Below are 21,998 nucleotides of genomic sequence, written 5' to 3'. Positions count from 1 at the left end.
ACGCAGCTCCTACACAGCTCCTGCACATATTTGGAGCGGGGATGTAGGAGCTGGCGAAGCCTGCGATCTTTTACTTTCCTCAAGACATAAAAAACGCCGGGCTCTTCAGCCCGGCGTTTTTTTTGGGAATGCTTTTTCTCAGAGTTTCGCCGCGTGCCGCTGGTGACGCTCCATGTAGCGCTCCACGTAGGAGCAGGATGGGATCACCGTGTAGCCCATTTCTTCGGCGTACTGCAGCGCACTTTCGGTCAACGCCGCCGCGATGCCCCGGCCGCGCAAGGCGTTGGGCACGAAGGTGCGATAGATATCCAGGGTCTGCTTGCCCAGGTCCATATAGGTCAGATAGGCACGATGACCGTCCACATTGGTCTCGAACTGATGACCAGCCTGGTCATGGTGGATGGTAACCGCCTCGCTCATCACTACTCCTCGCGGGTCTGAATGCCGACCCCTACCTTACCGATGTTTTTCCGGCGAAGGAACATCTACGCCACCCCGTGCCTTCCTGGTCACCGAGCGCCAAAACCGATCCGCTCAAACCCGAGCACGTCGTGAATAGTAGGCACCAATGACGCAAATGCTCAAGGCACGCCTGTCATCGAAGGGGTAACCTGGTCGGGTTTATCGATTGAGCGCCATCGTCGCGCTGTAGTCGGTCGCGGTGCAATAGCTGAACATCGCCAGTTGTTGAGTCTTGAGACGAGCGCGCGTAGTTAAAGTCACCGCCATTACCAATAAAGATGCCTGGGGCATTGCACAAAAAACGTACAAAAGTGTAGGTGAATCAATAAACAACGACGTTAGCGAGGGCTGCAAGAGTTCGCCCCGCCGCGGAACTTTTTTCCGCCAGCGCGCTCCAGCCATGGGCTTTGGCCTGTATATTTTTTAAACACCCCGAAGAAAAGTTGCTCGAAAAAGAATCACCGCCTACAATTTTTTTGCTTCTTGCGCTACGTCAGTTTACTTACTACAAGTAATGGGTAGTATGTACGCCGGCTAACTCCTCAGTCTGGGGAGACAGTCACTAATAGAAAGTCCTTGAAGGGGAAACCGATGAACAACGTTCTGAAATTCTCTGCTCTGGCCCTGGCCGCAGTTCTGGCTACCGGTTGCAGCAGCGCATCGAAAGAAACCGAAGCACGTCTGACTGCTACCGAAGACGCAGCAGCTCGCTCCCAGGCTCGTGCAGACGAAGCTTACCGTAAAGCTGATGAAGCTCTGGCTGCTGCTCAAAAAGCACAACAGACTGCTGACGAAGCTAACGAGCGTGCTCTGCGCATGCTGGAAAAAGCTAGCCGCAAGTAATAGTCCCTCGGGATTGTTATCGAGCCGACCCATTTTTGGGTCGGCTTTTTTTTTGGATTCGAGAGCTGTTGCCCGGTGTTTTCCCAAGCAATAAAAAACCCGCCGACATCGCGAAACGTCGGCGGGTTGTTGTCGAGTCTTTTACTGCTGCAAGTCGATCGGCGCGCTCGTGACCATCGGTGCCGAGGTATTCGGAACAGCGATTTCCACCGGCATGCCATCTTCGGCCGCCACCACGTCCCGCACCACGTCCCAGTTCATGCGCAAGTTGCTGGTGATGTCTTCACGCTTGAGCATCGCGTTGATCACCGAGGTGTGCTTGTCCACCACCGACGGGTTGCCCTTGTCGTCCAGCGGTGTATGAGCCTCCAAGTACACCTTGCCACCGCTCAAGCCCAGCTTGTAGGGGTCGTTTATGATCCGCACCGATGTACCCACCGGCACCATGCCGGCCATTTCCAGCACGTTATTGTTGAACATCCGGAAGCAGCCGTGGCTGGTCCGCATGCCGATGCCGAACTTCTTGTTCGAACCATGGATCAGGTAACCCGGGGTGCCCAGGGTGAACTTGAAGGGACCCAGCGGGTTATCAGGGCCGGCGGGCACGACATTCGGCAGCGGGTCACCGTCAGCGGCGTGTTCGGCCTTGATCGATGCCGGCGGGGTCCAGGTCGGGTTCGGCGTCTTGGCGATGATGCTGGTGTGGGCGATCGGCGATCCCCAGCCCTCACGCCCGATCCCCAGCGGGAAGGTGTAGACCACGTTCCGCCCCTTGGGGAAATAGTAGAGACGGTACTCGGCAAGGTTGATCACGATGCCTTCGCGCGGGCCCGGCGGCAGGATGAAACGAGTCGGCAGCACGATCTCGGTGCCTGCGCCCGGCAACCAGGGATCGACCCCCGGGTTGGCGGCGACCATCTCGCTGTAGCCCAGGTCATAGGTGGTACCCAGGTCGGCGAAGGTGTCTTCGTATTTGGCCTTGATAACCTGCACCTGGCCAACGATGTCTTCACCCGGCGGTGGCAGAGGCAGCTCCAGGGCTGCAACGGGGCCCGCCATACACAGGGCGGCAAGAGACAGGCAGCGGGCGACGGCAGGCAAGCGCGGCAACATCCGGGAAATCCTTCGCAGATCGAACAAGGGGTTATGAAAACGGCGATTGTACACTGCCACCTGTTATTTCGGGGAGAGCGGTACAGAGGCGTCCGATGTGCAGCATGCCTGGAAGTTGAAATGCCCCCTGTGGGAGCGAGCTTGCTCGCGATAGCGGTGGGCCTGCTCGCCCTGTATTGGAGGTGCCGGCCCTATCGCGAGCAAGCTCGCTCCCACACTGGAACGGGGACTACAACTCGAACCGCAACTCCGGCCAGATTGGCGAGGTGCCGCGCTTCTGGGACTCCAGGATCGCCCGGCACAACGAGCACAGGCGATGATCCTGGAAAATCTTGCGATCGACGCTCGACCAGCGCGGTTGGGCCGGCAGCAGGCTGCCGCAGAGAGTCCGGTCGGCCGAGCCACCGAGTTCCAACTGCCGGGTCACCAGGTGCACCCGTACTTCCTGGCAGGCGAACAGATCCAGCTGCTCGTCAGGCTCGATCAGTTGGTAGGCAAACAAGGACCAGGCGGGACGCGGCATCGGGGGCTCCAAATCGGGGGCGCCACATTAGCCGAAAGCCCGCCGGTAGAAAAGCGTCAAAGCAGCGGTTTCAGTGTCGGCCAGACATTTTCCAGCAACTTGCCCTGGGCCGCGACGGACGGGTGCAATCCGTCGCCTTGCATCATGGTCGGGATGCCACCGACGTCCTTGAGAAAAAACGGCACCAGCGGGACTTTTTTCTCCTCGGCCAGGGTGCTGTAGACCCGGGTAAAGGCATCGGTGTAGCGCCGTCCGTAATTGGGAGGCAGTTGCATGCCCAGCAAAAGTACCTGGGCACCGCTGGCGCGAGCGCTGTCGATCATCGCTGCAAGGTTTTGTTGCAATTGTGTTGGCGGCTGTCCGCGCAAGCCATCGTTGCCGCCCAGTTCCAGGATCACCAGGTCCGGCTTATGGGCTGCAAGCAGCGCCGGCAGCCGCGCCTGGCCTCCAGCGCTGGTGTCGCCACTGATGGACGCATTGACCACTTTATCGTCAAAACCCTCGGCCTTGAGCCGTTGCTCGAGCAACGACACCCACCCTTGCCGGGTATCCAGGCCGAAAGCCGCGCTGATACTATCGCCAACGATCAGGACTGTACCCGCCGCTGCGTTCTGGGCCATGCACATCAAGGCCAGGCCGGCACTCAAAAACCACACACGCATCGGACTCTCCATGGGCTCAAGCATTCTCACCGCGACAGACCTTAGCAAAGTGGTCTCCAGCGCGGAAGGTGAACTGACCATCCTGCACGAACTCAGCCTGGAACTGAACAAAGGCGATAGCCTGGCCATCGTCGGCGCGTCCGGTTCCGGCAAATCCACCCTCCTGGGCCTGCTGGCCGGCCTCGACCTGCCCAGCAGCGGCGAGGTGACGCTCGCCGGTCGGGCCCTCAGCACACTGGATGAAGACCAGCGTGCGCGAATTCGCGCCGAGCATGTCGGTTTCGTCTTCCAGTCGTTCCAGTTGCTCGACAGCCTCAACGCACTGGAAAACGTCATGCTGCCGCTGGAACTGGACGGCCGCAAGGACGCCCGCGAGCGCGCCACGCAACTGTTGCAGCGCGTTGGCCTGGGCCAGCGCCTGACCCACTCGCCGCGCCAGCTCTCCGGTGGCGAACAGCAACGGGTGGCGATTGCCCGCGCCTTTGCCGCCGAGCCCGACGTGCTGTTTGCCGACGAACCCACCGGCAACCTCGACAGCCACACCGGCGAGCGCATCAGCGACCTGCTGTTCGAATTGAACAAGGAACGCGGCACGACCCTGGTGCTGGTCACCCACGATGAACGCCTGGCCCATCGCTGCCGGCGCCTGATCCGACTTGAAGCCGGCGAGATGGTCGCCCCTCTGGAGCCTTGATGGCACGCTTGCCGCTGTTACGCCTGTTCAGTCTCGCTGTCCGTCAATTGCTTCGCGATGCCCGCGCCGGTGAGTTGCGGGTGTTGTTCTTCGCCCTGCTGGTGGCGGTGGCGGCCAGTACCGCCATCGGTTATTTCGGTGCCCGCCTCAACGGCGCGATGATGATGCGCGCCACCGAATTCCTCGGTGCCGACCTGCTGCTCGAAGGCAGTTCCCCCGCCCGCCCGGAGCAGATCCGCAGCGGCACCGACCTGGGGCTGGAACACGCCCGGGTCGTGGAGTTCTCCAGTGTCGTGGCCACCGACAATGGTATCCAGCTGTCCAGCGTCAAGGCGGCCGATGACAGCTACCCCTTGCGCGGCGAGCTGAAAAGCACCCCCACCCCGTTTGCCCCGGAAGAAACCGGCGGACGCCCGAACCCTGGCGAGGCCTGGGTCGAAGCACGGCTGCTGACGGCACTGGACCTGAAGATCGGCGATAGCATCGACGTTGGCAACCAGACCTTGCGCCTGAGCCGCGTGCTGACTTATGAGCCCGATCGCGCCGGCAACTTCTACAGCCTCACCCCGCGGGTGCTGATCAACCTCAAGGACCTGGAGGCCACCGGCGTGGTCCAGCCGGGCAGCCGTGTCAGCTATCGCGACCTGTGGCGCGGCCCAGCGCCAGCGCTGCAAACCTACCGCGACCTGGTCAAGCCTGGCCTTGAAGCCAACCAGCGCCTGCAGGATGCCCGCGACGGCAACCGGCAGATCGGTGGCGCCTTGGGCAAGGCCGAGCGCTACCTGAACATGGCCAGCCTGGTGGCGGTGTTGCTGTCCGGTGTCGCCGTCGCGCTCTCGGCCAACCGCTTTGCCACCCGACGTTTCGATGCCAGCGCGCTGCTGCGTTGCCTGGGCCTGTCACGCCGGGAAACCATGGTGCTGTTCAGCCTGCAACTGACGGTACTGGGCCTGCTCGCCAGCATCAGTGGCGCCCTGCTCGGCTGGATCGCCCAACTGGGCCTGTTCGCCCTGCTGCACGACCTGCTGCCCACCACCGTTCCGCCGGGTGGCCTGCTGCCGGCAGTCGCCGGGATCGGCACCGGGCTGGTGGCCCTGGCGGGGTTCGCCCTGCCGCCATTGGCTGCGCTGGGCCGGGTACCACCGTTGCGCGTGCTGCGCCGGGACATGCTGCCGATCCCCTCCAGCTCCTGGGTGATCTACGGTGCCGCGCTGGGCGCCCTGGGCCTGATCATGTGGCGCCTGAGCCTGGACCTGGTCCTCACCTTCGCCCTGCTGGGCGGTGGCGTCGTCGCCGCGCTGGTGCTCGGCGGCCTGTTGTTGTTACTGCTCCAGAGCCTGCGTCGCCTGCTGGCCCGCGCTTCCCTGCCCTGGCGGCTGGGCCTCGGCCAATTGCTGCGTCATCCCTTGGCGGCGGCCGGCCAGGCCCTGGCGTTCGGCCTGATCCTGTTGTCCATGGCGTTGATCGCGCTGTTACGCGGTGAATTGCTGGACACCTGGCAAAACCAGTTGCCGAAAAATGCCCCGAACTATTTCGCCCTGAACATCCTGCCCAACGACAAACAGGCCTTCACCGACAAGCTGCTGGCGCTGTCGGCGCAATCGGCCCCGCTCTACCCCGTGGTCCCCGGGCGCCTCATCAGCATCAATGGCGAGCCGGCCACAGAGTTCGTCACCAAGGACTCTGCGGGTGACCGGGCGCTGCAACGTGACCTGAGCCTGACCTGGGCTGCGGACCTGCCGGCGGGCAACGTTGTCACCGCAGGGACCTGGTGGGCTCAGCAGCCACCGGACGATATCCCGGGGGTTTCGGTGGAAGGCAAAGTGGCCGAGAACCTCAAGATCAAGCTGGGCGACCGCCTGGTATTCAGCGTGGGCGGCGTCAATCGTGAAGCGAAGGTCACCAGCCTGAGGGAGATCAACTGGGACAATTTCCAGCCCAACTTCTTCATGATCTTCCAGCCCGGCACATTGAAGGATCTGCCAGCGACCTATCTCACCAGTTTCTACCTGGCGTCGGGCCACGACCAACAGATCGTCGACCTGTCCCGGGCCTTTCCGGCGGTGACGATCCTACAAGTCGAGGCCCTGCTCGAGCAACTGCGCAGCATCCTGGCCCAGGTGACCCTGGCGGTGGAGTATGTGTTGCTGTTTGTGCTGGCAGCGGGGATGGCGGTGCTGTTTTCCGGCCTGCAGGCGACCCTCGACGAGCGCATTCGCCAAGGTGCGCTATTGCGCGCACTGGGCGCTGAACGGCCCCTGCTGGTCAAGGCCCGGCGCATCGAGTTCGGCCTGCTGGGCGCGGTCAGTGGCCTGCTCGCGGCCCTGGGTTCGGAGCTGGTGAGCCTGGTGCTTTACCGGTACGCCTTCGACCTGCCCTGGCATCCGCATCCTTGGCTCTTGGTATTGCCGCTGCTGGGGGCCTTGTTGATCGGCGCGGCCGGTGTGTTCGGCACCCGTCGAGCGCTCAATGCCAGCCCGCTGACAGTATTGCGCGAGGGTTGATAGACTCCCGGCTTCGCTATTACAAGAAGTTGCCATGAGCCGTTATCGCCCACCCCGCACCGCCGGCACCGCGCTGATCACCCCCGAGGGTGAAGCGCGGATGCGCGCTGAATTCCATGAGCTGTGGCATGTGCGCCGTCCACAGGTGACCCAGGCGGTCAGCGAGGCGGCGGCCCAGGGTGATCGTTCGGAAAACGCCGAATACACCTACGGCAAGAAAATGCTGCGGGAAATCGACAGTCGCGTGCGCTTCCTCACCAAGCGCCTTGAAGCGCTCAAAGTGGTCAGTGAAAAACCCAGCGATCCGAACAAGGTGTATTTCGGTGCCTGGGTGACGGTCGAAGATGAGGATGGCAAGGAATCACGCTATCGCATCGTCGGCCCGGACGAGCTGGACCTGAAACAGAACCTGATCAGTATCGACTCACCGTTGGCACGAGCCCTGATCGGCAAGGCCCTGGATGCCGAGGTCAGCGTCCAGACGCCTACCGGCGAGAAACGGGTCTACATCGTGGACATCGCGTATCCGTAATCCTCGCCTCAGCGGCGCGTGATCAATCCCTGCCGGGCGACACGGGTCAACTGCCGGATCATTTCAGGAGCGTCCGCCGCACAGGGGGACTGGATGACGGCCAGGTCGAAACTGTCATTGGCGAACCGCGCCAGTGACTCGCCGTCTTCGACAAACTGGATCAGGAAAGCAGCGGGCCCATGATTACGACGTGGCCAGCCGTCGAGATAGCGCAAGAGCGTTGGCTGGTGAGTGCCGCCCAGGAGAATTTTCGGATTGCGTTGCACAAGGTTCGCCGTAATCGGCGCAAGACGTACTAGGGGGCTGGGTGCGTTCATCGTGTCGTGTCTCTGCCTCAAAAGTCTGCATGGCAGGTGAGAGGCAACACCGAACCAGCGCTTTAGCGGTATTTCGAAGCCTTGTCTTCGGCTTCTATCGGCGACTGGATTGAGTCACCTGGCGCCCCGCAAGTAGCTGTTTAAATCGGCGCATGAGCGGCATCCTAGAGAAGCTGACTGGCCAGTGTCAAGAATCACTCCGCATAAAAAGGCCCGTAGAAGACGGTAATGCTGTTTTCTGATTATCTGTTCCGAGAGGCGTGGGTTGGTGTATGTATCCGTTTCTGCGGTAACGGCTACTTATGGTTCCGCTCTTACAGCGGGTCACTTTTGGAAGAGCGCCAAAAGTAACCAAAAGCGCTTTTGCCCCACCACTCGGCACCTCGCCTAGGCTCGGTGTGCCCTCACTCCGGCATTGCTCCGTGGGCCGCCGCGAAGGGCCATCCATGGCCCAGCGCGGCTACCTCGGCATCCATGCCGAGGTGCCCACTGCGCAATGCCTGCGTTCGGCCAGCGTGGTTAACGGGGCGCCCCAGATCAAGATCTAAAGCAAGAGCAAGAGCAAGAGCAAGAGCAAGAGCAAGAGCAAGAGCAAGACCGGGGGACACATGCCAGCATTTTTGGGGCTGAGCCACCGCTATCGCGAGCAAGCTCGCTCCCACACAGAATCTCCAGTGAACACAAAATTATGTCCGACACAAAACCACTGTGGGAGCGAGCTTGCTCGCGATGAGGCCGGCACATCCAACATCACCGCAAACTGACACACCGCCTCCGCGAGCAAGCCCGCTCCCACAGGAAAAACACGGTCCCACCAAGAACCAGGTCGGCTCTAAGGCCGCCTCGCGGTGGACGTTGATCTCGGCGCCCCGTTAACCACGCTGGCCGAACGCAGGCATTGTGGAGTGGGCATCCCGGCATGGATGCCGGGATAGCCGCGCTGGGCCATGGATGGCCCTTCGCGTCGGGCCCACGGAGCAATGCCGGAGTGAGGGCACACCGAGCCTAGGCGAGGTGCCAAGTGGTGGGGCAGAAGCGTTTTGGTTACTTTTGACTGGGCCGGCTCCCGGGCTTCTCAAAAGTGACCCGCTGTAAGAGCGGAACCATAAGCAGCCGTTACCTAAATAACGGATATACACACCAAAGCAACAAAACCAAAAAAAAACGGCGCTTCCCATTTCTGAAAGAAGCGCCGTTTTTCCGAAGTGAACAGCATCACGTACAAGACGGGTTCAAATCGAGCAATCAACCCGCGATGGCGCGATCGACCGACAGCTTGCCCGCACCTTCGATCAGCACGGCAACACTGCCCGCCAGCAACGCCAGGGCAAACTCATAACCGTTGTTGGCCATGAACAAGCCGTTACCGATGTGCACGGAGAAAATCGCCACCAGCGACAGGAAGGCCAGGCCCAGTGCCGCAGGACGCGCCAGCAGGCCGATGATCAGCGCCAGCCCGGCGAAAAACTCGGTACCGCCCGCCAATGTCGCCATCACGTAGCCCGGGGTCAGGCCGATGCTCTCCATCCACTGCGCCGTGCCTGCCAGGCCGTAGCCACCGAACAGGCCGAAGAGTTTCTGCGAGCCGTGGGCAGCGAATATGACACCAACGGCGATGCGCAGGACAGTCAGGCCGTAGCCAGCGCGGGTAAACAAGACTTTATTGATCAACGAGCTCATGCGGGTTCATCCCTAGGTATGTGGTTGTTGGTCGCTATATTAATCAAAAAAACTTGTACAAAAAGCGCAAAAAATGCGAGATACAAATCGAATTTATCGATTATTTCCGCTGGGCGACCTTTTGATCTCCAAGTTCCAGCGACTCTCGCTCACGATCAAACGCCAAGTAGTACTTGTTGACACTATTAACGTAGCTGACGGCGCCCATTCCCACCTGTTCCATGGCAATGCGCTCGACCTGGAAAAACCACTGGTTGGGGTTCAGTCCCCGCCGTCGGGCCTCGGCTCGCATGCCTTGGACGCGCTCAGGACCCATGTTGTAGGCGGCCAGGACGAAGGCCATGCGCTCGCGCTCGTTGAGCTTGGGGCTGGCAAAGAACTTGCGGCGGATGAGGGCCAAGTACTTGGCGCCAGCCTGCACATTGGCGTCCAGGTTCTGGATGTTATCGACTCCGACCCGCTGAGCCGCCGATGGGGTGATCTGCATCAGGCCAGTGGGGCCTGTGCCGCTGCGGGCGTTAGGTTGCAGGGCTGATTCCTTGAAGGCCAGGGCCGCCAGGTTGAGCCAGTCCATGCCTTGGGCATCGGCATGTTTTTGCAGCACCGGGCGCAGTTTTTCCAGACGCTGGCGATCAGCCCGGGCCAGCGGATAGTGGACCTGGTACAAACGACGGTAAATGCGCAGGAATGCCGCGTCCTCGTTGGCGGGCACCTTGTAGGTCGCCAGGAATCGGTCGATGCTCGCCCGCAGCATGGCGGCGTCACGGCGAACGAACCAATACTCGTCACTCGGCTCGCCGATCAGCACCTGACGGTCGAAGCGCAACTTGGGCAGGATCTTGCTCCAGCGCTCGGCGATGGGCTGCTCGACGATGGTCAAATGGAAAATCCCACCCTGGACCATTTCCAGGACATCCTCCACAGCCAAGGTGGGATCGACCCATTCGACCTTCACCGGCGGCAGTTTGAGCAGCGCCAGTTTCTGGTTGATCTGGTTCACCGCGTCCCCCGCAGCGCTGCCGTTGGGCAGGGCCAGGGTCTTGCCGGAAAGTTGTTCCACACGGGTGTAGCGCTTCTCGCCCTTGATACCCACCAGCAGCAACGGCACGTCGGTACGGATCGGATCGCTGGCGCTGACCGCATGGCCGGCCTGCAGTTCGAGCAACTCACCCGGCGCTACCAGGTCGCCCTCCCCGCGCTGCAAGGCGCCGAGCAGCTGGTCCTTGGCCATGGGAATGATCTTGAGGGTGATTTGCTGGCCATCCCGGGCGTGGCCGTTGAGGTATTGCTCGAAGGCTCGCAGCCGATGGTATTCGACGCCAATGGGTTGGCCCTGGACTTCACCGGAGCTGTTGCGGCTCTGGTTGACCAAAACCTTCAACACACGGCTGCTGCGGATTTGCGCCAGGTCGCGCACCGTGCCCGGCGCCACCGCCTGCACCGGCCCGGGCAGCCGCGCCTCGGCCGGTATTGGCAACAACAGCGAACAACACAACAGTAGCAATACCTGGGGACGTGTCATCCACTCTCCGGAAGGAATACTGCGGACCGCCTCCCTTGAAAACGAGGCTGAGTCGACAGAAACAGAGCGCCTGGGGCGCTGAAAAAGTGCGAAAGACTGGCACAGTGATGGCTTTTATACCAACCCGATGTGTCTCGCGGCCTTAACAGACAGCCTCAACTCGTTGTAGTTCTTGGCTTTTCTTATAAATCTACAGCTCTGATATGCTTTCCAGCCTTTGGGCCGAGGTAGCACCATGCAACTCATCGATATCGGCGTCAACCTGACCAACCCCAGTTTCGCCGACAAACATCAAGCGGTGCTCGAGCGCGCCTATGAGTCCGGGGTCTGCCAACTGGTCTTGACCGGCACCAGTATCGAGGGCAGCGAACAGGCTCTGGAACTGTGCCAACACCTCGACGACACCAGTGAGCGGCTGTTTTCCACCGCCGGCATTCACCCCCACAGCGCCAGCGAGTGGACCGCCGACAGCGCCCGGCACCTCAAGGAGCTGCTAATGCACAGCCGCGTGCGCGCGGTGGGCGAATGCGGACTGGATTTCAACCGGGACTTCTCTCCCCGACCGCAGCAGGAAAAGGTCCTGGAAGAACACCTCGCCTTGGCGGTCCAGTTGCAACTGCCGGTGTTCCTGCATGAACGCGACGCCGACCAGCGCTTGCTGGACATCCTCCGGGATTTTCGCGATCAGTTGCCGGCCGCCGTGGTGCATTGCTTTACCGGTGAAAAGAAGGCGCTGTTCAGTTATCTCGACCTGGACCTGCACATCGGCATCACTGGCTGGATCTGTGACGAACGCCGGGGCACGCACCTGCACCCGTTGGTGCGCGAAATTCCCCGCGGTCGGCTGATGCTCGAAAGCGACGCGCCGTACCTGCTGCCTCGCACGCTGCGGCCAAAACCCAAGAATGGTCGCAACGAACCGGCCTACCTGACGGAGGTCCTGCGCGAAGTGGCCTTGCACCGGGGCGAAACCCAGGAAGACCTGGCAGCCCACAGTACCGCCTGCGCCCGGGCGTTTTTTGGTTTGCCCACACTCTCCTGACCTCTACAAATCCCTGTGGGAGCGAGCTCGCTCGCGATAGCGGTGAACCAGCTTGCACACAGGCTGACTGACACACCGCTATCGCGAGCAAGCTCGCTCCCACAAGGGGATCTGGTTGCCTGTGGGCCCACATCAAATCCTGGGGTCGATGTTGTCTGTTGACCCATATCAAAATCCCGTCACCTGAGTAGCGGCAGAATAATGGCACCTTGCCAATGCTGTTTCCGCTATCAGAGAAGACCTTCCATGGGTGCCTGGCTTAGCAATATCTCGCTGAAATACAAATTCTGGGCGGTCAATGCGGTCGCCTTTGTCACTACTTTGCTGCTGGTGCTCTACGCGGTGCACCTCGAACAGCAGGCGCGTAACCATGCGGCCCAGGCGAACGCCCAGGCCCAGGCACACTTGCTTGATGCCTGGCCTGCCGGAACGCCCTTGCCCAAGGTCGACTATCTCCTGGCATTCCAGCGCGACCAGGTCCCCGTTCTCAACGAACAACCGTTGCCTTCGCTGGCCCAGGCCAACGGCTGGGTCGAACTCGACACCGGGCCGCTGTTTGGCGATGACCCGCTGCTGGGCGCCCAAGTGATCCGTCGAGGTGATGGCCAACAACTCGCCGTGCTGGCCCAAGGTGTGAGCCTGAGCCAAGTGTTCGGTGAACGCTTCAGCCAATACGCCGCAGCCGTGTTCGTGTTGATGCTGGCGATGCTGGGCGCCTCGCAGCTGTTGATCCGTTTTTTGCTCAGCCAGCTCAACACGCTCAAAGACGTGATGCTGCACGTGGAAAAAACCGGCGACCTGTCCGCCCGCGTGCCCCTGGCCTGCAAGGACGAAGTGGGCCAGATGGCGGCGGCGTTCAACGCCATGCAGGCCGGTTATCAACGGGTCGTCGACACCGTTGCCAGCACCGCCCGGCAGTTGGACAGTGGTGCGGCGCGCCTGGCGTCGAGCATGAACGATGTTCGCCACGGCATGCTCGGCCAGCAAAGCGAAACCGATCAGGCGGCCACGGCGATCAACGAAATGTCCGCCACGGTTTATCACATCGCCCAGCATGCCGGCGCCACCCGCGATCTGTCGAAAACCGCCGACACCCTCGCCGGCAACGGTCACGAAGTGGTCGCCCGGGTGCAACAGTCGATCACCGGGTTGTCTTCGGGTGTGCAGCAGACCGCCGAAATGATCCAGCGTCTGGCCGAAGACAGCCAGAAGATCAATGGCGTGGTCAGTGTGATCCACAGCATCGCCGAACAAACCAATCTGCTGGCCCTGAACGCGGCCATCGAAGCGGCACGGGCCGGAGAAATGGGCCGAGGCTTTGCCGTGGTGGCCGACGAGGTGCGCAACCTGGCCAAGCGGGTACAGACCTCCACGGATGAAATCACCACCATGGTTTCGGCCCTGCAGGCCGGGACCCGAGACGCGGTGGACTTCATGCAGGAGAGCTCGCTCAAGGCCGACGATTGCGTGCAACAGGCCCGCGAGGCCGGCGATGCTTTGGCACAGATCACCGCAGCGGTGGCGCAAATGCGCGAGAGCAACACCCAGATCGCTGTCGCGGCCGAACAGCAAAGCCATGTCGCCGAGGAAATGAACCGGGCGGTGGTGAGTATTCGCGACGTGACCGAAAACACCGTACGCCAAACGGTCGACTCAGCCACCACCAGCCATGAACTGGCGACGTTGGCGGGCGAGTTGAGCAAGGCGATTGGGCAGTTGAAACTTTGAGGGCGCCTTCGCGAGCAAGCTCGCTCCCACACTGGATCGAGTGAGACACAAATGCTGTGAACCCAGCAGGCCCCCTGTGGGAGCGAGCTTGCTCGCGAAGCGGCCAGAACAGTCAACCCAAATACAGCTTTTGAGACGCTATCGCCCCGATAACCAACCTCGATTCGCAGGCGCCTTGGGCGGCACCTATTCTTCAAGCATGAGTGCACACGAATCGAGGAACAGCATCATGGGCAAACGTCACCCCAATCTTCCGGCCTGGCAATGGCGCGCCTACCCAGACAATCATCAGCACCCCACCAACCTGGTGTTGCACCTGATTGCCGTGCCGCTGTTCATCATCGCGTTTCTGCTGATTGTGTCGGGGGTGTTCAGCTTGAGCCTGGGCGATGTCGCCATCGGCATCATCGGCCTGCTCGCGGCACTCGGCTTGCAGCGTCACGGACACAGCCTGGAGGCCCAAGCCTCCGAGCCGTTCAGCGATCGCAAGGATGCGGTGTCACGCCTGCTGGTGGAACAGTTCCTGACTTTTCCGCGGTTCTTTCTCAGCGGCGGCTGGTGGCGCGCCTGGCGGGAGCGCCACCGTCACAACCGCAAGTCTTAACCGGAGCGGCCTTACCCAAAGATCGTGACCGTCTGCCGACTCAGGGCGATCAAGCGGCCATCGGCGCTCCAGAACTTCGCGGCGACATGGCCGTAGCCGTCCTGGGCATGTTCGATCTCGGCCAGGTACTTGCACCAGTCCAGTGTCGTGAGCTCCAGCAGCGGCTGGACGAACTCGATGGTCCACGTGAGCGTGCTGCCCGGGGCCATTTGCGAAAGGTGAGGCAACAAGGCCGGCGGCCAGGCGTCCACCAAGGCCAGGATATGACTTTCGTTCAGCGGCTCCTCCTGCACATCACCGCGCAAGCGTACCCACCCGCCCATGCTGCGGGACTTGTTGCCGCTGAACGGCAAGCCGCCAACACTCCAGCGCATCGCCAGGTGCCGCATGAATTCCGGGGTCATGCCCTTGACGTAAGGCAGCTCCTGGCATTGCTCCACGCTTTTGAATTCTGGCGCGGGATCGGCCTGCACCGCCACCACGGATGAGCGCGATGCGCCGAAACTGCCTTGCACCACGGTCACCACCTGGCCGTTCTGCACCGCGCGCCCCAACACCTGGCTCACTGCCTTGCCTTCACGCAATACGTCGACTTCGAAACTGACAGGCACGTCGGGTTCGACCGGGCCGACAAAGGTGATCGCCAGCGAGCGCACCGGGCGATCCGCCGGCACTTGGGCACGCATCGCCTCATATTGCAGCGCCGCCACCAACCCACCAAAACTGGCCCGCCCCTGGCCCCATTCAGGCGCGATGCTCACCGCACCTGGCTGCCGGCGCACGGCATCGATCAAATCGGAAAAGCGCATGACGACCTCGAAAACAGGGAAAAGGATGAAGGAATCTTAACCAGCCCGGGCTGGCGGCACAGGGCTCATTCCGGCCAAAGAGACTGACAGAAAAGCCGAGGATCTAGAATTTCCCCTGTGGGAGCGAGCTTGCTCGCGATGGCGGTGTATCAGTCAATCCTTATACAAGCTGACCCGCCGCTATCGCGAGCAAGCTCGCTCCCACAGGGGGGAAGAGTCCCACAGGGGGATGTGCTGGGTTCAGGATTTTTCGAAGCAACTGACAATCAGCTTGTCGAGCACCTTGTCGGACTTGGCCTCGGCCTTTTCCATCGCGGCGTGCCAGGTTGGCACGCAAGCGTGCAGATCGGTTTCTTCCTTGGCCCTGGCCAGCCATTGCCAGCAATCGTGCCAATCTCCCAGCGCGGCCTGGGCGGATTTGAGCCGGGGCATGGCCGCTTCGGGCAGACGGTCGAGTTCAGGGTAGGCTTCGATGGCATAACGCACGCGCTTGATCAGCAGGCGCAATCGATGGCGGTCATGGGCCGGATCGCGCAGGGCTTCGCCGAGTTTCTTCCACTGTTTGTCCAGGCGCTTTTCAATGCGTTTGCGCAAGCCCTTCAGCAGCCCCTCACGCTGGGCGGCGCGAATGAAGCGCGGGAAGGCATCGAGGATCATCAGCAACTGCGCCAGTTCAACGCTCGCGGCCACGGCGGGATAAGCCTTGACCATTTGCACCTGGCGTCGCCGCGCCGCCTCGGCCTGACCATGCTGCTCCAGGTAAGCGGCCAACACTTCCCGGTCGCGCAAGGGCGTGGTCAGGGTGCCGACCGCCGAAGCAGCCGTTTCCAGCTGTTCGACGCCGGGCAAACCACGCAATGGACGAAGCAGGCTGCGCAAACGGCGTACCGTGGTTCGCAGGTCATGCAGCGCTTCGCTGTCGGTATGGGCATTCAAGCGGGCCTGACAGGCCAACAGGCGGACTTCCAGGCCCAGTATCCGGGCCACCAGCCGATCAATCATGGACGTACTCCGTACACAGCGCTGAGCGTCAAGCCGCAAGCTACCAGTGAAAAACGATTCTGCGTCCTTCCCTTGTAGCTTGCAGTTGATTGCTTGTCGCTGCCTTTATCGTCCGGCGCGGGACTCGCGAATGTAGAAACGCGCCTTCTCGGCTTTCTTGGCGCAGCCTTCGAACGCTTCGAATTGCTGCTGGGTCTTGGCGCCCGTCAGCAGGGACAGGGCCTTGGAGTAGCTAACGGTGCCGGCAAAACCTTCGGCCTTGGCCAGGTCCAGTTCATGCCAAGCGCTGTCGAGCTGGCTGCCACAACTGTCGCGGTAAGCGGTTTTGCCTGCGCAACCGGCCAGGGCCAAAACCATCAAAGAAGCCACCAAGGGCAGGCGGATCCGGGCTTTCATCAATAACACCTCAAGTCAGGTCAACAGTCGTGCTATTAAGACGGTGGCAACGGCGAAAAGTGCCTTGCTTGACCGCGTAAATTCAAGTGTGGCCGAGCATACGCAAATGCCGCCACGGCGTGTCAAAAAACGACGCGTGCGCCACAACGATTGAGCCAAGTCGTCGATGGGTGCATTGTTGAAATCTGTTCGACAAGAGGCCGGGTCATGACAAAACGTGTCGCATTGGTATTGGGTTCGGGTGGCGCCCGGGGCTATGCCCATATCGGGGTGATCGAAGAAATCGAACGACGTGGCTACGACATTGCCTGCATCGCCGGTTGTTCCATGGGCGCGGTCGTGGGGGGGATCTATGCGGCGGGCAAGCTTGAGGAGTACCGCAACTGGATCGAAAGCCTGGATTATCTGGACGTCCTGCGCCTGGTAGACGTCAGTTTTCGCCTGGGGGCGATCCGTGGCGAAAAGGTCTTCGGGCAGATCCGCAAGATCGTCGGCGAAATCAACATTGAACAATTGCGCATCCCCTACACCGCCGTCGCGACCGACCTGACCAACCAGCAGGAAATCTGGTTCCAGGAAGGTTGCCTGCATCAGGCAATGCGCGCCTCGGCGGCGATTCCCAGCCTGTTCACGCCGGTGATGCAAGGCAACCGCATGTTGGTGGATGGCGGCCTGCTCAACCCATTGCCGATCGTGCCAGTGGTGTCGAGCCACTGCGACCTGATCATCGCGGTCAACCTCAACGCCACCAATCAGAAACAATATCGGTTACCGGTGATCCCGCGCCCCGCCGCGTTCCGGCGCCGCTTCGACACCCTGGTGAACTCCCTGGGTTCGCGCCTGCCATTTCGCCGCAAGCAGGCCGAGCAGCTGTTGCTGCTGGAGCAGGAAGCCTTGAAGGCCGAGGCCGCGGACATCAACCCGTGGATCGACTCGGCCGAGCCCGAAGGCCAACAACCGGCCGCCGCGCCAGAGAACGAAGGCGCACCGAAATCCGCCACCGGTTCGTTCATCATCGACAACGTCGGCCCGGCCTCGTTGCTGGATTTGATCAACCAGAGTTTCGAAGTGATGCAGACCTCGCTGGCCCAGTACAAGATTGCCGGTTACCCGCCGGATGTGCTGATCAACGTGCCAAAACGGGTGTGCCGGTTCTTCGAGTTCTACAAGGCGCCGGAGCTGATCGCGTTGGGGCGGGAGATTGCCAGCGATACCTTGGATCGGTATGAGAGTGACCAGAGCTGAGAGATTTCGAGTGGCTGTTCGGGCCTCATCGCGAGCAAGCTCGCTCCCACATTGATCGACGGTGAACCCTGTGGGAGCGAGCTTGCTCGCGATGGCAGCCTTCCAGACAACACAAGACTAAAGCCCACCCTCCCCCAACAACCGATACCCCACCCCCGCCTCGGTCACAATGAACCGAGGTCGGGTCGGGTCGTCGGCCAGTTTCTGGCGCAGGTGGCCGACCACGATCCGCAGGTAGTGACTGTCTTCGGTGTGGGTCGGGCCCCAGATGTCCTTGAGCAGTTGCTGCTGGGTGATGACCCGCCCCGGGTGGCGCGCCAGTTGCGCCAGTACGGCGTACTCCTTGCGGGTCAGGGCCACTTCGGTGCCGTCCAGCAGCACCCGTCGATAGGCCAGGTCCACCGTCAGCGGGCCGAACCTCAGCGCGGCTTCCTGTGGCTCGCCTGCCGGCGCCTGGCGCAACAAGGCGCGGATGCGGGCGAGAAATTCCTGGATGCCGAACGGCTTGGTCACGTAATCGTTGGCACCGTTGTCCAGCGCCTCGACCTTCTGCGCTTCGCTGGCCCGCACCGAGAGCACCAGCACCGGCACCGTCGACCATTGGCGAAACTCGCGCAACACCTGCTGGCCGTCCATGTCCGGCAAGCCCAGGTCGAGTATCAGCAGATCGGGCTTGTTCAGCGCCGCTTGGGCAAGCCCTTCAGCGCCGGTGCCGGCTTCCAGCACCCGGTAGCCTTGGGAGCTCAGGCTGATGCGCAGGAACTTGCGGATCTGCGGTTCGTCATCGATGACCAAAAGGGTCGCGGTCTGGCTCATGGGATCCGTTCAATGCAATCGGTGGAAAGAGAGTACCGCAGAGCCGCTCAAGCTTCATCGTCCATGCCCGGCTGTGTCTGCAAAGGCAGATGCAAAGTAATGCAGGTGCCGCGCCCATCGAGGCCGTCATCGACGCTGATTCGCCCACCATGGGCACCGACCATGCCCTGACAGATCGCCAGCCCCAGCCCTGTGCCCTGCCCGCCTCGATCACCGCGCGCAGCGGTGTAGAACATATCGAAGATTTTCTCCCGCTCGTCTTGAGGGATCCCGGGACCTTCGTCGGCGACCGAAAAAAACACCTCGCTGTCCGTCGTGCCGGCGCTCAGCAGCAGCCGCCCGTGGGCCGGTGAAAAACGTGCAGCGTTTTCCAGCACATTGACCAGGGCCTGTTCGATCAACGCCGCGTGGACATACAACAAGGGCAGGTCGGCAGGCACCTCGACGCCGACCGCCAGCGGCGCCAACACCGCCCGCAAGCGGTTCAGTGCGCTGCCGACGATATCGGCCGGTGCTACCCAGTCCCGCGCCAGCTTCAGGGCGCCGTGGCCAAGGCGGGTCATGTCCAGCAGGTTCTGGATGTAGCGATCCAGCCGCTCGGCCTCATCGCGGGTGCCTTCGAGCAGTTCACGGCGATCGGCCAGAGGGATCGCCTCCCCCAGCGCCAACAGGCTGTCGATGCTGCCGCGCATGGACGTCAGCGGCGTGCGCAAGTCATGGGACACCGAAGCCAGCAAGGCGCTGCGCAATTGCTCGGTTTCACCGTGCAGGCGCGCCGCTTCCAGGTCCTGGGCCAGTTGCGCCCGGGCCAATGCCTGGGCCAATGGTTGACTGAGGGCCGCCAGCAAACGCCGACGCTGGCCGCTCAATGGCTTGCCTTCGTTCGGGCACACACCCAGCAACCCCAGTGGCCCGCCTTCCGCCGACAGCGGCCACCACCACCAGCGTCCGGATGGCAACGTCCCGGTGCCGGCACCGGCGGGCTGGTCGTGCTGCCAGGCCCAGTCGGCCGCGGCACGCTCGGCCTCGGTGAATGTCAACGGCTCGCCGGTCTCGACCGTCCAATCGCTCTGGCCATCGCGATTGAGCAGGCAAAGCTGCAAGTCGTGCAGGCCGTTGAGGTGCTGCGCGGCGGCGCTGATCACCGCCTGGCGGTCGGTGGCGGCAGTGAGTTTGCGCGACAGGTCGAGCAGTTCGCCGGTTTCCTGCTGGGTGTCGCGCAAGGCTTGCAATTGTCGGCGCTGGCGGGCCGCCAGGTTGCCGGTCAGGGCCGCCATCAGCAGGAAAAACACCAGCGTCAGAACGTCTTCTTCGCGCTGGATGGTGAAGGAAAAATTCGGTGGGATGAACAGGAAGTCATAGGCCAGGAACGACAGCGCCGCGCAGGCCAGCGCCGGGCCAAGGCTGCTGCGTACCGCCACCAGCAACACCGCCATCAGAAACACCAGGGAAATATTGGGTAATGCCAGCACCCCGGAAATGCCCCAGGCCAATGCGCTGGCCGCCACAGTCGCCACCAGCGCCAGCGTGTAGTCGAACCCGGTCTGGAGGGAGCTTGAACGCTCGCGAGCGGGACGCGGTTGCTCATCGCTGTCCAGCACGTTGATTTCCAGACCCCGAGCATCGCGCAGCAAGCGTGAAGCCAAGCCACCGCCAAACAGCCGCCGCCACAAACGTGGTCGGGACTGCCCCACAAGCAGCAGCGTGGCGCGCCGTTCGCTGGCATGCTGGATCAAGGTCTTGGCGACTTCACCGGCCCGCAGCAGCACCACTTCCCCACCGAGGCGTTCAGCCAGTTGCTGGGCACTTTGCAGGTACTGGCGCGACGACTCGTCCCGCGCGCCGCCATTGTCCACATGCACCAGGCTCCACGGCAGATGCCGACGCTGGGCGACGCGGCTGGCATGACGCACCAGACGCTCGGCCTGAACATCACCGTCCACGCCCACCAGCAAGCGTCCACGCACCGCCGGAGCGGCCTGGCCTAGTTGTCGATACCCCTGGGCCAAGTCATTGTCGACCTGGGCGGCGGCGGTCTGCATGGCCAGTTCACGCAACGCGGTCAGGTTGGTCTGGGTGAAAAACGCATCGATCGCCGCGCGAGCCTGTTCCGGCACATAGACTTTGCCATCACGCAGGCGCTCCAGCAGTTCGCGCGATGGCAGGTCGATCAGCAGCAGTTCATCGGCTTCCTGCAAGACCCAGTCCGGCAACGTCTCGCGAACCTGCACGCCGGTGATGCCGCGCACTTGATCGTTGAGGCTTTCCAGGTGCTGGACGTTGACGGTGGTGTAGACATCGATACCGGCGGCAAGCAAGTCCTGGATGTCTTGCCAGCGTTTGGCATGACGGCTGCCGGGGGCGTTGCTGTGGGCCAGTTCGTCCACCAGCACCAAGGCCGGCCGGGCCGCGAGTAAGCCATCGAGGTCCATTTCTTCAAGCGTCACGCCGCGATATTCCGAGCGCACCAACGGCTGCTGTGCCAGACCACCGAGCAGTGCTTCGGTTTCGGCACGACCATGGGTCTCCACCACCCCGGCGACGACTTTCACGCCTTGACGCAGTTGGGTGTGGGCCGCTTGCAGCATGGCGTAGGTCTTGCCGACACCGGGCGCCGCGCCCAGGAAGACCTTGAGCCGGCCACGGTCGTTACGGGGTAGATTGGCTAACAGTGCGTCGGCGCGGCCGGAGTCGCTCATGGCGTGGAAGTCTCTTTCAAATATTGATCAAACACCTTGTGGGGAGCCGGACCTGTGGGAGCAAAGCTTATGGGAACTGGACCTTTGGGAGCAAAGCTTGCTCGCGATCAAGGCGACACAGTTCAACGGATGGACCGTGTAATCGTTCATCGCGAGCAAGCTTTGCTCCCACAGGCGCCGCTCCCACAGGTTTTACAGTTTTTCCAGGGCCAGGTTCAGCGCCAGCACATTCACCACTGGCGGGCCCACCAAGGATTGCTCAGTGTTGTCGTCGAGCAGTTGCTGCAAGGTCGAGGCCGGCAGCTTGCGCGCGGCGGCGACACGCGCCAGTTGATAGGCAATCGCCGCCGGAGGCAAGTGCGGATCCAGCCCACTGGCGGAGGTGGTCAGCAATGCCAGCGGCACCGGGCCCTGGCCGGGCACCTGGAGTTTTTGGGCGTCATCGATCACCCGTGAGGCCAGGGCCGGATTGCTCGGGGAGAAGTTGCTGGCGCCGCTGGCGACCGTGGCGAAGGCACCGGCCGATGGCCGTGGATGAAACCAGGCATCGCCAGTGAAATCCTGGGCGATCAGCGTCGAGCCACGGACCTTGCCAGCCGCATCGACGATCAGGCTGCCATTGGCCTGGGTGGGAAAGGCGACTTGCGCCACGCCGGTGACCACCAGCGGGTACGCGACACCGGTGATCAGCGTCATCAGGAATAACAGGCTCAAGGCCGGGCGAATCAGAGTGGACATTTCAAAATCCTCGAATAAGAAACAGCTAACTTCCAGGCAAGGCGCTTGCTCGCGCTGGGCTCTGTAG

22 protein-coding genes are annotated in these 21,998 nt (G+C 62.0%); 9 read left to right on the top strand and 13 right to left on the bottom strand.

Annotated elements, in window-relative coordinates:
- Positions 1 to 138 precede the first annotated feature (138 nt).
- Entirely contained in the window at positions 139 to 420 is a 282-nt protein-coding gene (locus QMK47_RS09460) for a GNAT family N-acetyltransferase (protein ID WP_003199362.1), read from the bottom strand.
- Between the two features lie 633 nt (positions 421 to 1,053).
- Between QMK47_RS09460 and oprI the strand changes: the two genes are divergently transcribed.
- On the top strand, positions 1,054 to 1,305 hold the full coding sequence (oprI, locus tag QMK47_RS09455) for an outer membrane lipoprotei OprI (RefSeq protein ID WP_003183784.1): 252 nt from the start codon (positions 1,054 to 1,056) through the stop codon (positions 1,303 to 1,305).
- A 141-nt stretch (positions 1,306 to 1,446) separates the two neighbouring features.
- On the opposite strand, the gene QMK47_RS09450 is transcribed toward oprI, so the two are convergent.
- From QMK47_RS09450 to QMK47_RS09440, 3 genes are all read right to left on the bottom strand, one after another.
- Complete coding sequence (locus tag QMK47_RS09450) at positions 1,447 to 2,418, bottom strand: L,D-transpeptidase family protein (RefSeq protein ID WP_003199349.1); 972 nt, start codon at positions 2,416 to 2,418, stop codon at positions 1,447 to 1,449.
- A gap of 229 nt (positions 2,419 to 2,647) precedes the next feature.
- Positions 2,648 to 2,941: a hypothetical protein gene (locus tag QMK47_RS09445; RefSeq protein WP_003199347.1), complete on the bottom strand. Its 294-nt coding sequence runs from the start codon at positions 2,939 to 2,941 to the stop codon at positions 2,648 to 2,650.
- A gap of 56 nt (positions 2,942 to 2,997) precedes the next feature.
- The gene (locus QMK47_RS09440) at positions 2,998 to 3,603 is read right to left on the bottom strand and encodes an arylesterase (RefSeq protein ID WP_214510814.1); all 606 of its coding nucleotides are present in this window, start codon (positions 3,601 to 3,603) and stop codon (positions 2,998 to 3,000) included.
- Positions 3,604 to 3,613: 10 nt separating this feature from the next.
- Between QMK47_RS09440 and QMK47_RS09435 the strand changes: the two genes are divergently transcribed.
- The 3 genes from QMK47_RS09435 to greB are packed head-to-tail and all read left to right on the top strand — an operon-like array spanning position 3,614 to position 7,333.
- Positions 3,614 to 4,297: an ABC transporter ATP-binding protein gene (locus QMK47_RS09435; protein ID WP_063322323.1), complete on the top strand. Its 684-nt coding sequence runs from the start codon at positions 3,614 to 3,616 to the stop codon at positions 4,295 to 4,297.
- Entirely contained in the window at positions 4,297 to 6,801 is a 2,505-nt protein-coding gene (locus QMK47_RS09430; RefSeq protein WP_320390076.1) for an ABC transporter permease, read from the top strand. Before QMK47_RS09435 ends, QMK47_RS09430 begins: the two co-directional genes overlap by 1 nt.
- A 34-nt stretch (positions 6,802 to 6,835) precedes the next feature.
- On the top strand, positions 6,836 to 7,333 hold the full coding sequence (greB, locus tag QMK47_RS09425) for a transcription elongation factor GreB (protein WP_003199337.1): 498 nt from the start codon (positions 6,836 to 6,838) through the stop codon (positions 7,331 to 7,333).
- An 8-nt stretch (positions 7,334 to 7,341) separates the two neighbouring features.
- On the opposite strand, the gene QMK47_RS09420 is transcribed toward greB, so the two are convergent.
- Positions 7,342 to 7,650, bottom strand: a complete 309-nt coding sequence (locus tag QMK47_RS09420) for a class I SAM-dependent methyltransferase (protein WP_212796954.1) — start codon at positions 7,648 to 7,650, stop codon at positions 7,342 to 7,344.
- A 422-nt stretch (positions 7,651 to 8,072) separates the two neighbouring features.
- Here QMK47_RS09420 and QMK47_RS09415 point away from each other — a divergent pair, with 422 nt between their 5' ends.
- Complete coding sequence (locus QMK47_RS09415) at positions 8,073 to 8,198, top strand: hypothetical protein (protein ID WP_256575060.1); 126 nt, start codon at positions 8,073 to 8,075, stop codon at positions 8,196 to 8,198.
- Positions 8,199 to 8,895: 697 nt separating this feature from the next.
- Here QMK47_RS09415 and QMK47_RS09410 read toward each other — a convergent pair.
- Positions 8,896 to 9,330 carry a DoxX family protein gene (locus QMK47_RS09410; protein WP_253472664.1) on the bottom strand — a complete coding sequence of 145 codons (435 nt, stop codon included), beginning with the start codon at positions 9,328 to 9,330 and terminating at the stop codon, positions 8,896 to 8,898.
- 100 nt (positions 9,331 to 9,430) lie between these two features.
- Positions 9,431 to 10,852: a transglycosylase SLT domain-containing protein gene (locus QMK47_RS09405; protein WP_253472661.1), complete on the bottom strand. Its 1,422-nt coding sequence runs from the start codon at positions 10,850 to 10,852 to the stop codon at positions 9,431 to 9,433.
- 235 nt (positions 10,853 to 11,087) lie between these two features.
- On the opposite strand from QMK47_RS09405, the gene QMK47_RS09400 reads away from it, so the two are divergent.
- From QMK47_RS09400 to QMK47_RS09390, 3 genes are all read left to right on the top strand, one after another.
- Positions 11,088 to 11,894 (top strand): TatD family hydrolase, encoded by an 807-nt coding sequence (locus QMK47_RS09400; RefSeq protein ID WP_320390075.1) that lies wholly within the window; start codon positions 11,088 to 11,090, stop codon positions 11,892 to 11,894.
- A 246-nt stretch (positions 11,895 to 12,140) separates the two neighbouring features.
- On the top strand, positions 12,141 to 13,622 hold the full coding sequence (locus tag QMK47_RS09395) for a methyl-accepting chemotaxis protein (RefSeq protein ID WP_320390074.1): 1,482 nt from the start codon (positions 12,141 to 12,143) through the stop codon (positions 13,620 to 13,622).
- A 229-nt stretch (positions 13,623 to 13,851) separates the two neighbouring features.
- On the top strand, positions 13,852 to 14,226 hold the full coding sequence (locus tag QMK47_RS09390) for an Mpo1-like protein (protein ID WP_253472587.1): 375 nt from the start codon (positions 13,852 to 13,854) through the stop codon (positions 14,224 to 14,226).
- Between the two features lie 11 nt (positions 14,227 to 14,237).
- Here the strand turns inward: QMK47_RS09390 and QMK47_RS09385 are convergent, their stop codons facing one another.
- The 3 genes from QMK47_RS09385 to QMK47_RS09375 form a co-directional block, all read right to left on the bottom strand.
- Complete coding sequence (locus QMK47_RS09385; protein WP_046063748.1) at positions 14,238 to 15,035, bottom strand: acyl-CoA thioesterase; 798 nt, start codon at positions 15,033 to 15,035, stop codon at positions 14,238 to 14,240.
- Positions 15,036 to 15,275: 240 nt separating this feature from the next.
- Complete coding sequence (locus QMK47_RS09380; protein ID WP_320390073.1) at positions 15,276 to 16,037, bottom strand: CHAD domain-containing protein; 762 nt, start codon at positions 16,035 to 16,037, stop codon at positions 15,276 to 15,278.
- A 105-nt stretch (positions 16,038 to 16,142) separates the two neighbouring features.
- Complete coding sequence (locus QMK47_RS09375) at positions 16,143 to 16,433, bottom strand: hypothetical protein (protein WP_003199317.1); 291 nt, start codon at positions 16,431 to 16,433, stop codon at positions 16,143 to 16,145.
- 207 nt (positions 16,434 to 16,640) lie between these two features.
- Between QMK47_RS09375 and QMK47_RS09370 the strand changes: the two genes are divergently transcribed.
- A complete protein-coding gene (locus QMK47_RS09370) occupies positions 16,641 to 17,678 on the top strand; it encodes a patatin-like phospholipase family protein (RefSeq protein ID WP_253472582.1) in 1,038 nt (345 codons plus the stop codon).
- A gap of 117 nt (positions 17,679 to 17,795) precedes the next feature.
- Here QMK47_RS09370 and QMK47_RS09365 read toward each other — a convergent pair whose 3' ends face one another.
- The 3 genes from QMK47_RS09365 to kdpC form a co-directional block, all read right to left on the bottom strand.
- Positions 17,796 to 18,494 carry a response regulator gene (locus QMK47_RS09365; protein ID WP_320390072.1) on the bottom strand — a complete coding sequence of 233 codons (699 nt, stop codon included), beginning with the start codon at positions 18,492 to 18,494 and terminating at the stop codon, positions 17,796 to 17,798.
- 47 nt (positions 18,495 to 18,541) lie between these two features.
- On the bottom strand, positions 18,542 to 21,193 hold the full coding sequence (locus tag QMK47_RS09360; RefSeq protein WP_320390071.1) for a sensor histidine kinase KdpD: 2,652 nt from the start codon (positions 21,191 to 21,193) through the stop codon (positions 18,542 to 18,544).
- 192 nt (positions 21,194 to 21,385) lie between these two features.
- On the bottom strand, positions 21,386 to 21,931 hold the full coding sequence (gene kdpC / locus QMK47_RS09355; protein ID WP_253472573.1) for a potassium-transporting ATPase subunit KdpC: 546 nt from the start codon (positions 21,929 to 21,931) through the stop codon (positions 21,386 to 21,388).
- Positions 21,932 to 21,998 lie beyond the last annotated feature (67 nt).

This window comes from Pseudomonas sp. P9_35, from assembly GCF_034008205.1.
GTDB classification, from domain to species: Bacteria; Pseudomonadota; Gammaproteobacteria; order Pseudomonadales; family Pseudomonadaceae; genus Aquipseudomonas; species Aquipseudomonas kilonensis.
Note: the sequence above shows the minus strand (reverse complement) of the source record. Positions and strands in the feature narration are given on the sequence as shown.

Excerpts from the sequence above, each read along its gene's own strand:
- QMK47_RS09365 (WP_320390072.1), bottom strand. The coding sequence starts at position 18,494 with ATGAGCCAGACCGCGACCCTTTTGGTCATCGATGACGAACCGCAGATC.
- QMK47_RS09360 (WP_320390071.1), bottom strand. The coding sequence starts at position 21,193 with ATGAGCGACTCCGGCCGCGCCGACGCACTGTTAGCCAATCTACCCCGT.
- QMK47_RS09395 (WP_320390074.1), top strand. The coding sequence starts at position 12,141 with ATGGGTGCCTGGCTTAGCAATATCTCGCTGAAATACAAATTCTGGGCG.
- QMK47_RS09420 (WP_212796954.1), bottom strand. The coding sequence starts at position 7,650 with ATGAACGCACCCAGCCCCCTAGTACGTCTTGCGCCGATTACGGCGAAC.
- QMK47_RS09445 (WP_003199347.1), bottom strand. The coding sequence starts at position 2,941 with ATGCCGCGTCCCGCCTGGTCCTTGTTTGCCTACCAACTGATCGAGCCT.
- oprI (WP_003183784.1), top strand. The coding sequence starts at position 1,054 with ATGAACAACGTTCTGAAATTCTCTGCTCTGGCCCTGGCCGCAGTTCTG.
- QMK47_RS09435 (WP_063322323.1), top strand. The coding sequence starts at position 3,614 with ATGGGCTCAAGCATTCTCACCGCGACAGACCTTAGCAAAGTGGTCTCC.
- kdpC (WP_253472573.1), bottom strand. The coding sequence starts at position 21,931 with ATGTCCACTCTGATTCGCCCGGCCTTGAGCCTGTTATTCCTGATGACG.
- QMK47_RS09405 (WP_253472661.1), bottom strand. The coding sequence starts at position 10,852 with ATGACACGTCCCCAGGTATTGCTACTGTTGTGTTGTTCGCTGTTGTTG.
- QMK47_RS09375 (WP_003199317.1), bottom strand. The coding sequence starts at position 16,433 with ATGAAAGCCCGGATCCGCCTGCCCTTGGTGGCTTCTTTGATGGTTTTG.
- QMK47_RS09450 (WP_003199349.1), bottom strand. The coding sequence starts at position 2,418 with ATGTTGCCGCGCTTGCCTGCCGTCGCCCGCTGCCTGTCTCTTGCCGCC.
- greB (WP_003199337.1), top strand. The coding sequence starts at position 6,836 with ATGAGCCGTTATCGCCCACCCCGCACCGCCGGCACCGCGCTGATCACC.
- QMK47_RS09380 (WP_320390073.1), bottom strand. The coding sequence starts at position 16,037 with ATGATTGATCGGCTGGTGGCCCGGATACTGGGCCTGGAAGTCCGCCTG.
- QMK47_RS09370 (WP_253472582.1), top strand. The coding sequence starts at position 16,641 with ATGACAAAACGTGTCGCATTGGTATTGGGTTCGGGTGGCGCCCGGGGC.
- QMK47_RS09430 (WP_320390076.1), top strand. The coding sequence starts at position 4,297 with ATGGCACGCTTGCCGCTGTTACGCCTGTTCAGTCTCGCTGTCCGTCAA.
- QMK47_RS09440 (WP_214510814.1), bottom strand. The coding sequence starts at position 3,603 with ATGCGTGTGTGGTTTTTGAGTGCCGGCCTGGCCTTGATGTGCATGGCC.
- QMK47_RS09385 (WP_046063748.1), bottom strand. The coding sequence starts at position 15,035 with ATGCGCTTTTCCGATTTGATCGATGCCGTGCGCCGGCAGCCAGGTGCG.
- QMK47_RS09410 (WP_253472664.1), bottom strand. The coding sequence starts at position 9,330 with ATGAGCTCGTTGATCAATAAAGTCTTGTTTACCCGCGCTGGCTACGGC.
- QMK47_RS09390 (WP_253472587.1), top strand. The coding sequence starts at position 13,852 with ATGGGCAAACGTCACCCCAATCTTCCGGCCTGGCAATGGCGCGCCTAC.
- QMK47_RS09400 (WP_320390075.1), top strand. The coding sequence starts at position 11,088 with ATGCAACTCATCGATATCGGCGTCAACCTGACCAACCCCAGTTTCGCC.
- QMK47_RS09460 (WP_003199362.1), bottom strand. The coding sequence starts at position 420 with ATGAGCGAGGCGGTTACCATCCACCATGACCAGGCTGGTCATCAGTTC.